The organism is Streptomyces sp. NPDC019443 (assembly GCF_044389785.1).
GTDB lineage: Bacteria > Actinomycetota > Actinomycetes > Streptomycetales > Streptomycetaceae > Streptomyces.
The window spans coordinates 1-9,818 of the sequence record NZ_JBIRYJ010000042.1 but is presented as its reverse complement, the minus strand read 5'-3'; the positions used below and the strand labels follow the sequence as shown (position 1 = coordinate 9,818).

Here is a 9,818-nt window from a genome sequence, read left to right as displayed (position 1 = left end):
CGCGTCCGCCAGGATCTCCAGGATCTGCACCTGTCGGCGCAGTTCACCGGAGACCAGCGGGCCCGCACCGTCCGGCTCGCCCTCGCGGCAGCGCTAAGGAGGCGATGCTCTCCACGGTGCCAGTCAGCGTCGATCCGATCGGAAACTGTCGCTCGGTGGCTGCCCACGCGTCATTCGTCACTTGTGCTCCTCCTGCCGTAGGAGTCCGGCCGGGGAACATGGCACTCGCGATTGCCACTTCCACCTCAGGCCCCCTCGTCATCGTGCTCGCATCTCGTGACAACGGCCCGCCGGGCAGGCCGGCGGGCCGTCGCTATGGGTTCGGGTCAGTCGATCGGCTGGAAGAAGGGCCCTTCGGGAGCGAAGTTGCGCGAGCCTCCACGGCGGGCGGCAGACCGCCCCGACCCACCGTCCCGCGAAACGGCTCGGCAGAGCCAGCCTCTTCGAACGATTGCCACTGGGTCCACCGGACATCCGTCCGGTGGACCCAGTGTTCTGCACTATTCAACCGCTAGCTCGACCGGCTCCAGTCCGCTGCCTGCTCTCGTGCCCAGGCAATGAACTCGTCAGCCACCGGATAGTCAGTCTCGACCTCGTCGAGCAACGGCTCCAACGCGGCCGGTGCGACCCGGTCCACGTTCAGGAGCACCTGCGCCCATCCGGGGGGACGCCGATGGCGGAGTCCGGCGGAGCGCTGCTTCATCTCGGCGAGCAGGACATCGCGGTCCAGGAACCGGCGCATCTGCGGGAACGTGAGATCACGCAGTATCCGGGTCAGTTCCTCGGCGCACACAACTGGATCGATGTCCGGGCTGTACGCCCACAGGCCCGTGACGTCCATGCCTCCCTGCGGCTCGAGTGCGACTGCGTCCGGGGGACTCAGCTCCCACTGCAGCATGCCCGAACCCGAGCTCGGAAGCTGGTCCTTGGCCTGCTGCCAGTGCTGCCGATGAACCCACGCGCGTTCGGGTAGCGGAACGATCGACACCCGCGCGAAGAAAGTCTCCCGCTGCGGATCGACGCGGTGCGTCTGAAGCTCCAGCACCGCGCAGTCCCCGCGCTCCCCGAACAGCCGGAACTGTTTGCCGTCCGGTACGAGTCCTGCCTCCTTGGCCACGGGGACGACATGACGACGGCACCAGGCGCTCTGCGAGATCATCGTTCTCCTTTCGCTGTCGCCATCATGCTGCCAATTCGAACATGGCCGCCGTGACACCCACCGTAACCGCGGTTCCGGTCGCCACGGCGCCCCCTTCCAAGGCCACCGGAAGAGCAAGGACAGCCACCGGAACGAGCAACGGCCAGTGGTTCACACCGCCGGCCGGCTGCGGGATGTGCCCGAGTCCCGGCTGGTAGGCGATCCCCGGATAGTCACCAGGGCCGGGACCGGCACTCGGTGAAGGTGTCGGTTGCGCCGACTGCTGCTGGACCGCCGCCGCCGGGCTGGAGGTCAGAATCTTGTTGAACTTCTTGTTCTGCTGCTTGCCATAAATGACGGCCCCCTCGGCCGGACCGACGACCTTGTCACCGGTCGTCGCCACATCGTATGGACCGCCGATCGTCCAGCCGAGTACAGCCTTCTCACCGTTGACCTTCAGTCGGTCCACGTACCACTGGGCCTCCGGCACGGCCTTCGCCGACTGACCGGCCGACTTGACCTCCCAGACGAAGAAGGTGTCCGTCCTCTTGTCGTGGCCCAGGATGTCGATGTAGCCCGGGTTCGGGCAGAAGGCTGTCGGATTTGGCATGCACTTTTTGCTCGCGTTGTCGAGCTTGGAGCCCTGGATGACCTCGAAGTCCGCGACCCCGAGTGAAGCCGCCTGCTTCTTGATCTCACCCGCCGCGACTGCCTGCGCCTGGTTATGCGGGTAGGTGAAGTCCTTGTCGTGCTTGATCCCCAGGTTCTTCCGCGTCTTCTTCGCGTCCCTCACCATCTGACGGACGGTGTCCCAGAGGTCATCGAAACCGAACATGTGGCCGTCGAGTTCGATGAAGCTGGTGGGATTGCCACCGGTGAAGGCGTAGCGGTTGCCCGTCATAGGGTCTGTGCCGAGTCCCATGTCCGACAGCGCACCGTTGTACATGTCCCGGGTGGTGAAGCGGTTCAGGCCCGGGTTGTAGTCGCGGAAGCCCATGTCGTATGTACCGGACTGGGCGTCCCAGCGCTTGGCGTTGAAGCGGTAGGGGTTGTAGGCCTCCTTGCTCGGGTCGGCTGTGTCCGGCTTGTCGATGCCGGTGAACTCGGAGGTGTCGTCGCTGCCGTAGGCCGTGTAGCCGTAAGTCGCCTTCGTGTCACCGCTTCCGGTGGTCACAGCCTCGACGTCCGTATGGCCGTTGTACGCGTAGTAGCCGTCCTCACGCGTCCCATCGGTGTTGTGCTTCACCTGCGAGAGGCGCTCGCCCCACGGGCTGTACTGGTACGACTTGGTGAGCTGGCCCGCGACCTCTTCGTCCAGAACCTCGTCCGTCAGTCCGAGGTACGTGAAGTCGGTGGTCTTGCCGTCCGCCGTCTTGGAGGCGGTGCGGTCCAGCGGATCGAACGTGTACGTCGCCGTCTTCATCGCCCCGGCGTCGTCCATCTTCGACGACTCGACGACGTGGTCGAATCCGTCGTAGACGCTGCGTTCCACCACCCGGCCACCGCTGGTGACGGAGTCCTGCCGACCGAAGGGATCGTAGTTGTACGAGAACGACGTCCCGGACGCAGTTGCGGACAGCAGGCGGTTGCGGTCGTACGTGAAGGTCGAGGTGGCGCCTCGGACCGTCTGGCTGACCACGTTGGCGTTGTCGTCGTGGACGTATGTCTCGGTGCCAGCACCGTTACCGGTCTTGACCGACTTGGCGAGCCGGTCGGCCGGGTCGTAGGTGTAGTCAGTGGTGGAGTCGAGGTACGCCGCGTGGTTGTCGGCGTTCATCTTCTTCGCCACGTCCTGCGCCTTGTTGCCGTTGGCGTCATAGGCGTAGGTGTGCGCCGACACCAGCGTGCCGTTGGGCTTCTTCTCGACCGTGCTCTTCGGCGCGCCGTCGAGATAGTAGGCGTAGTCGACCGTGTTCTGATTGGCCTTGGTCTCCTTGAGCCGCTGGCCCCTGTCGGTGTAGGTGTAGCTGCTGACCTTCGGGGTCGGGTCAGTCGCGCTCTCGCCGATCGACACGGTCCTGACCAGTTCGCGCGGGTCATAGGTGTATGCGCTGTACTGGTCAGGATGGCTGACCGTCAGGAACTGGCCGTTGGCGTCATAGGTGTAGGCGGTGGACTCCTTATCCTGTCCCGCAAGCGCTTCGGTGACCTTCTGCACCTGGTTCAAGCCCGTGTACGCCACCGTGTAGGCGTCGATCTTCGAGCCGGAAGAGGTGTCGGCGATCGACGTCATGTTGCCGTTGACGTCATAGGTGTAGTCGAAGGTCCGCTGCTCCGTGTCGCTGTCACCGGAGGTGTCGCGCACCAGCTTGATGCCGTCGGCGACGACAGCCCCACCGCTGTTCTGGTCGAGCCGAACTGTGGCGTCGTTGCCCTGCTTGAAGGCGAACGAGCCCAGGCTCAGCCAGTTGCCGGTGTTGTTGACGTTGTTCTGATCAACGGTCTTCTCGGTCGAACCGGTGGAGTGCGTGACCGTGTACTTGGCGGTCGTGGCCGCCCCGCTGACCTTCGGGAACTTCGCGTACGCGGTGTACGTGCCATCCTTCGGGATGTTCAGCGTCCAGGTGAACGCGTCCGCACCCGCGCCTGCGGCGTGGACCTGGTGGTCGTAGCCGTGCTGCCCGGTGATGCTGTCCTTCGTCCAGGTACCCGTCGACGCGATGTTCTGCGTATCGGTGTTGTCGACAAGAACCACGTTCTTGCCCACCGGCACACCGTCGTCAGACTTCGAACGGAGCTTGCCGTCAGGGAAGTAACTCCAGCTCATCGTGCGGTCGGAGGAGCCTCCGGCCGAGGTCAGCGTCCGTTTCGTCTGCTGACCGAGCTGGTTGTAGTCGTACGAGGTGACGATGTCCCACGGGTCGGTCGAAGACTTCGCCCAGCCGTTGTCGAAGTACGCAAATGTGGTGTCGTTGCGGACCGTCTGCCCCTCGGACGGAGGCAGCGACGACTTGGCAACCCGGCCGACAGCGTCGTACGTGGTCTCCGAGTACACATTCGGCTTGTTGTAGCGCGGGTCCGTCGGATCGTACGGCTGATACTGCTTCACCGGCCGGTTAAGTGCGTCGTACTCGGTACGCCCGGCGAAGTCGTCGGCGTTGGCCGTCTCCACACCTCGCGGCGTGATCACCTTGGTCACATTGCCGACCTGGTCGTACTCGTACTTGGTGGAGCGGTAGGTGATCGGCGCGGTGCCCGTGTGAGGGACCTTGACCTCCTTCTGCTTCCCGCGTTCGTCGTGGGTGATGAAGGTGGTGTTGTTCTCCGTGTCGGTCGACTCGACGACCAGAGAGTCCTTGTCGTAGGTACGCGAAGTGGACTTGCCCACCGCGTCCGTGACTGTCGTGACCCGGTGGTTGAGGTCGTATGCGGTCTTGGTCGTGTAGTCGTCGGGGTCCGGGGTCGCGTTCTTCTTCGGTGCGATCGTCTTGACCGGGTTGCCGACGTTGTCGTACTCGTACGAGATCTTGTCGCCGGCCGCGTTGACAACGGATGTCAGCTGATAGATCTCGTCGTAGTTGTTGGTTGTGGTGTGCGAACCGGCCACGGCACCAGCCACATTGCCCTTTGGCTCCGTAGTGGTTTTGAGATTGCCCGCCTTGTCGTACGTGTAGGTCGTCCGGCGGTCCTCCTGAGTGGCGGTGTCCTTCGGCGCCGTAGCCGAGGTGATCTGGTCTGCAGCGTCATGAACCGCCGTCGAGATCGCGCCATTAGGTGATGTCGTCTGTGTGACATTGTCGTTGGCGTCGTAGACGGGCGCCGGGGTCACGATGAGGTCGCCGGTATCCTGGCTCTTCGGCACGGTGTTGACCATCGGGCGCCCGACGGCGTCGTACGTCTGCGTGGTCTTCTTGCCCAGTGGGTCGGTGACCTCGGTGACCTTCCCCCGCTCGTCGTAGACGAACTGAGTCGTCTTGGACAGGGCATCGGTGATCTTGGCTGGGTAACCGGTCGGACCGAACTCAGTGTTCGTCGTCGGGTTGCCATTAGCGTCGGTCACCTTGGTCAGCTGACCGTACGCGTCGTAGTCGTACGAGACGGTGTAGTCGCCCGCTACGGAGGTGGTTGACACGCCCTTGGGATCGGTGACCGTCTTCAGGTTGCCGAAGGAGTCATAGGTGAACTGCCAGGCGCGGCCCTCGGGCGAGGTCTTGGTGAAGAGGTCGGCCGAGTAGCCGTCGACGCGTGTCTGGTACGTGTACTTCACCGAATCGGCGGGGAAGGTGCCCGGCGCGCAGTCGCCCGCCGACGGAACCCCCGCCTTGTTGAACTCGGCTGAGCGTTCCCAGAGCGGATAGCCGGTCTTCTGGTCATAGCAGTAGGCCGTCTTGGCACCGTTGTGCTCTTCCAGGTACGTGACATTGTTGTCCGCGTCCCACGAGGTCTTCGTGGTCTGCGCCTTGGCGTTGGTGGTCTGTACCGGCCGACCGAAGTCGTCCGTCACGTAGTCCGTGGCGCGGTTCTCGGCGTCGGTGACCTTGGTGTCGGTGAACTTGGTGTTCCCGGCATTGACCGCGTAGGTGAAGCCGGTGGCACCCTGCAGACGGTCGGTGATCGTCTTGGTCCACCAGTGGTACTTCGGGTCGTCGCCCGCCTGCGGTGCGTAGTACGCCATGTTCGTGGCGTTTCCGCGTGGGTCGGTGGCCTTGACCAGCTTGACGTTCTTGTTCCCCTGCGTGGCGTCGTAGGTGAACTTGAAGTCCTTGGGCTGGCTGGAGCCGACACCGTCGGTGAACTGGCCGAGCAGTCCCTTGTCAGTGTAGTAGAAGGCGATCTTGCGGCCCGAGATGTCCGTCATGGACTTCACGTGGTCGTAGATCTTGGAGTTGGTCAGGTTCGAGCCGGTGACCTTCGCGCCGGTGTCGTTGATGTACTCGTAGGACGCGTCGCCCTTCTTGTAGTACTCCACCGTCAGCGACTGACGGCCGGCCGGGTCCGTGATGTACGTGAGGAACTTGGTCGGCTTGTTGTTGGACTTGCGCTCCTCGTACGTGTAGTTCTGCGTGTTGCCGTTCTTGTCCACGATCGACGTCATGTAGCCGTCGCAGCCGAACAGGAAGCGGGTGCCGTCCGGACGCGTCAGCGTCCAGGCGTCCGGCACCGGGTCCTTGGTCGGCTTGCAGTCCAGGCCCGACTTCATCGTGACCTTGTAATGGACACCTGCCGGAGCCTTCCAGCTGCCGTCGGGCTCCTTGCGGAAGACATGCGTGGTGCCGTCACCGTCCGGAAGACGGATCTCCGTCGGATTCGGGTTCGGGTGGAAGTCCAGCGGCGCACCCAACCGGATCGGCCCCGCAGCCTGGAACGACCATCCGTGACCGGCCACCGTGTCTGAGGTGTCCTGCGAGTTGTAGGCGAACCGCGCGAACGTGTTCAGGCCTCGGCCGGGGTTGGTGAAGGCGTTGTACGACCAGACGTTGTTGCCCGAGGCCAGGTTGTTCATGACCGTCGAGCCGGCGCCGGTGTTCTTGCCCGTGTAGGAGTAGAACTTCTCCAGGCCCAGCGTGTTGGAGGTCGGGTCCTCGACCGCCACGTTCTGCTTCAGCGGCGGGATGGCGGGGGTGCCGGCGGAGAGCCAGCTGCCGTCGGAGATCTTGCGGACGTCCCAGCCGAGCACGTACTCGTTGCGCTTGTTGCCGGAGTCGGAGTTGATGGGGGTCTTGACCTGCGCCTGAATGGTGGCGGACTTGCCCGGCAGCAGCGCCGGTATCGCGGTCGACAGCTGATTGCCGCCGTTGGTGACGTCCGTGCCGTCGGGCAGCTTCCAGGTGTACGACAGCTGCCGCTCACCGGCCGCCCACGCCGTCGCGGTCGTGTTCGTGACCGTGAACTCAACCGTGTACTGCGAGTTCGGGGTCATCCGGGCGGGGGTGGTCGGCGCGTAGTACGTGTCCTCGGTGGTGGAGTCGACGTAGATGACCTGCATGTACGGACGCAGCTGCGGGTCGGAGGCCTCCGAGGACAGGAACAGGGTGCGCTCCTGGGGGCCGGTGGTGGTCTCGTCCTTCAGCTTGACCGCGACGCCCTTGTTGCCCGTGGGGGTCTTGACCCAGGACTGCATCAGGCCGGTGGCGTCCCACCAGTGCCGGCCGACTTCGTCGGTGATCTGCGGGACGGTGTCCGAGACGGTGGCGGACATGTCGCCGCCCGGCGTGGTCCACGGCGTCGTCGCGTTCGCGTTGTTCCACGTCGCGGTGGTCTCGGTGAAGTCCCGGGTCAGCGCGTGGAGTTCGTAGATCGCACCGTTGGTGGTGCTGGTGGTCTCCACTCCCCACATGTACATCTTGTTCTCCAGCACCGTCGCGGTGGTGGGGATGCCGGTGGTGGGGAACTTCAGCACGGCGCGCGTCTTGCCGTACGTGGTGGAGTTGTTGCCGACGCTCAGCCAGGTCTGGCCGATGTTGAAGGACTTGATGGCGTCCTGGTTGGTGGTCGGCTGCAGCGAGGACAGCGTTGTGTCCGTCTGACCGGACTGGATGATCTTCATCGTCCGGCCGGCCTTGGGAATGCCCACCACCCGGGTCGGCGAACCGAGCAGCTCACCGCCCTTGGTCTTCACCGCGAGCTGGTAGAAGTACGACTTGCCGATCTCCGCCGAGCTGGAGTCCGGGGTCGGCACCGCGGTGGTGTCCGTGTACGCGGTCGTCGTCGACGCGATCGGGGCGATCAGCGTCGCCGCGGACGGCGTGAAGACCTGCTGCGTGGAGCGGTGCAGCTGGTACTCGACGATCGCGTCGTTCGCCGCGCCACCGGTGTTGACGTACGCCGGCCAGGACAGCTCCGGACCCGTACCGTGCACCACGGTCGGCGAGTTCAGCGCGGTGCCGACCTTGCCGTAGGTGACGGTCAGCCGCGGAATGGTCGAGGTCTCACCGCCGTAGTCGCCGTCGCCTGCCTCGTAGCGCGGACCGCCGAGCGGACCGCCCGTCGTCGCGTCGCCCGACTCATCGGCGGCCTTCAGCACGAACCCGTGGTTCGTGGCGGTACCGGACACCCACTTCTGGACGGTGTCGGTGACCGGGAAGTCGTGCCACAGGTTGTACTTGCCAATCGGCTTCACGATCTGCGCCGGGTTCACCAGACGGACCGAGTCCGCCAGCGTGCGCGTCGTCGAACTGCCAGTGTCACCGAGCACGATCTTGCCGGCGTTGCCCTTGGCGAAGCTGTACTCAGCGGCGTCCAGCGTCTTCCAGACCCCGCCGGTCCCGGTCTGGTTGACCGTGTAGTTCTTCGTGCCGCCGCTGTAGTTCACGGTGTACGGGGCCGCCGTGGCCGCGTCCGCAGCCGCCGGGTAGTGCACATCGACCCGGTAGGAGTCGGTCTCCGGGACCTGCGGCTGCCAGGTGTACGTCTCGCCCGTGAGCGCGTTCTTGTTGTAGGCGAAGTCGTCATTGGTCGCGGCCCCACCGGTAGTGGTGCCTCCCGGCCACTCGCCGACCTTGGCCGTACCGGTGGCCCCGTCGTCCTGCTGGACGGTGGTGCCGGACAGCTCACCCACCAGCGCACTGGTGTTGGACCAGGTCGCCGTCGACTCGGTCCACGCGCCGGTGGCCCGGTGCGCCTCGATGGTCACCACGTTGCCGTTGGTGGTGTGCGACTGGTCGTAGTACATGCCCAGCCGCGCGGCATCGACCTTCACGCCCGCCGGGATCTCACTCAGCGGGAACTTGATCAGCGAGCGCGCGATACCGAAGTCCGTCTTGCCGGCCGACAGCTTCCACGTGGAGTTGAAGTTCACCCCGGCCTGGTCGGACAGGACCATCACATCCTGCGAGGCCGACGGCGACGGCGCGACGGTGATCGTCGGATCGATCACCACCGGATACTGACGCTCCTTCGCCGCCAGCCACTTGGCGTCCGGCGCGAGGGTCAGCTTCCAGTTCTTCCCGTCACGGGTGAGCTTCTGGCTGACCTTGGTGGAGTACGTACCACCAGTCGGCGACAGCGCGTCCTTCTTCGCATCCGTCATATACGGCGCCGGAATCACCAGCACCGGAGTACCGGGCGCCTCACCGAACAGGGCAACCGAGCCGTCCTTGCGCGCCTTCGGCGTCAGGCCCTCGGTGTTCAGCGTGAACGTGAACGACACAGGGCCGGCCGGAGCAGCGTCCAGGACGATGTTCTCCTTGACCTGCCCCCGGCCCACCTTGTACTGCAGATCCGCGCCGGAAACCGCGTCCTGGTAGGTGACCGTGTCACCCTTGGCCTGCGGCTTCAGCGCCTTCGCGCCCACCAGCCCCAGACTGGCCGACCGGCCGTCCGGCGCCTCGAAACGCAGCAGCTTCTTCGCGTCCGAACCGAACCAGCTGCGGCCGGTGTTGGTGGTGTTGGCGAACGCGAAGCCCTTGTCCCCAGTGGCGTGCACCGCGGTGTCGATCGGCTTCCACGACTTGCCGGACCGGTACGAGACCGGCACGGCCGACAGCTCGGCCTCCACCCGCCCGTCCGACATCTGCCAGAACCGCGCCTGCGAAGTACGCCGGTCCGTCAGCTCCCTGACCCGCTTCGCCGGCGGGAGCTTCTTGCCCTTCGGCAGCTTCTCCCGGCTGGCTATCTCAAGCTTGCCGCCGACAGGAGGTTTGGCAGTCGTTACGTCCTCGTCGTCCGAGAACCAGCCCTTTACGGTGTCGACGATTCCTTTCTCGTCGTCCTTTTCGGGCGTGGATGGTGGGGCCGCATA

The 9,818-nt window shown here is 64.9% G+C and carries 2 protein-coding genes; both read right to left on the bottom strand.

Going from position 1 to position 9,818, the window contains the following annotated elements; genetic code table 11:
- Positions 1-511: 511 nt before the first annotated feature.
- On the bottom strand, positions 512-1,159 hold the full coding sequence (locus ACH492_RS39820; protein WP_398994309.1) for a hypothetical protein: 648 nt from the start codon (positions 1,157-1,159) through the stop codon (positions 512-514).
- A 22-nt stretch (positions 1,160-1,181) separates the two neighbouring features.
- A partial coding sequence (locus ACH492_RS39815) for a DNRLRE domain-containing protein (RefSeq protein WP_398994307.1) occupies positions 1,182-9,818 on the bottom strand: 8,637 nt, incomplete at its 5' end.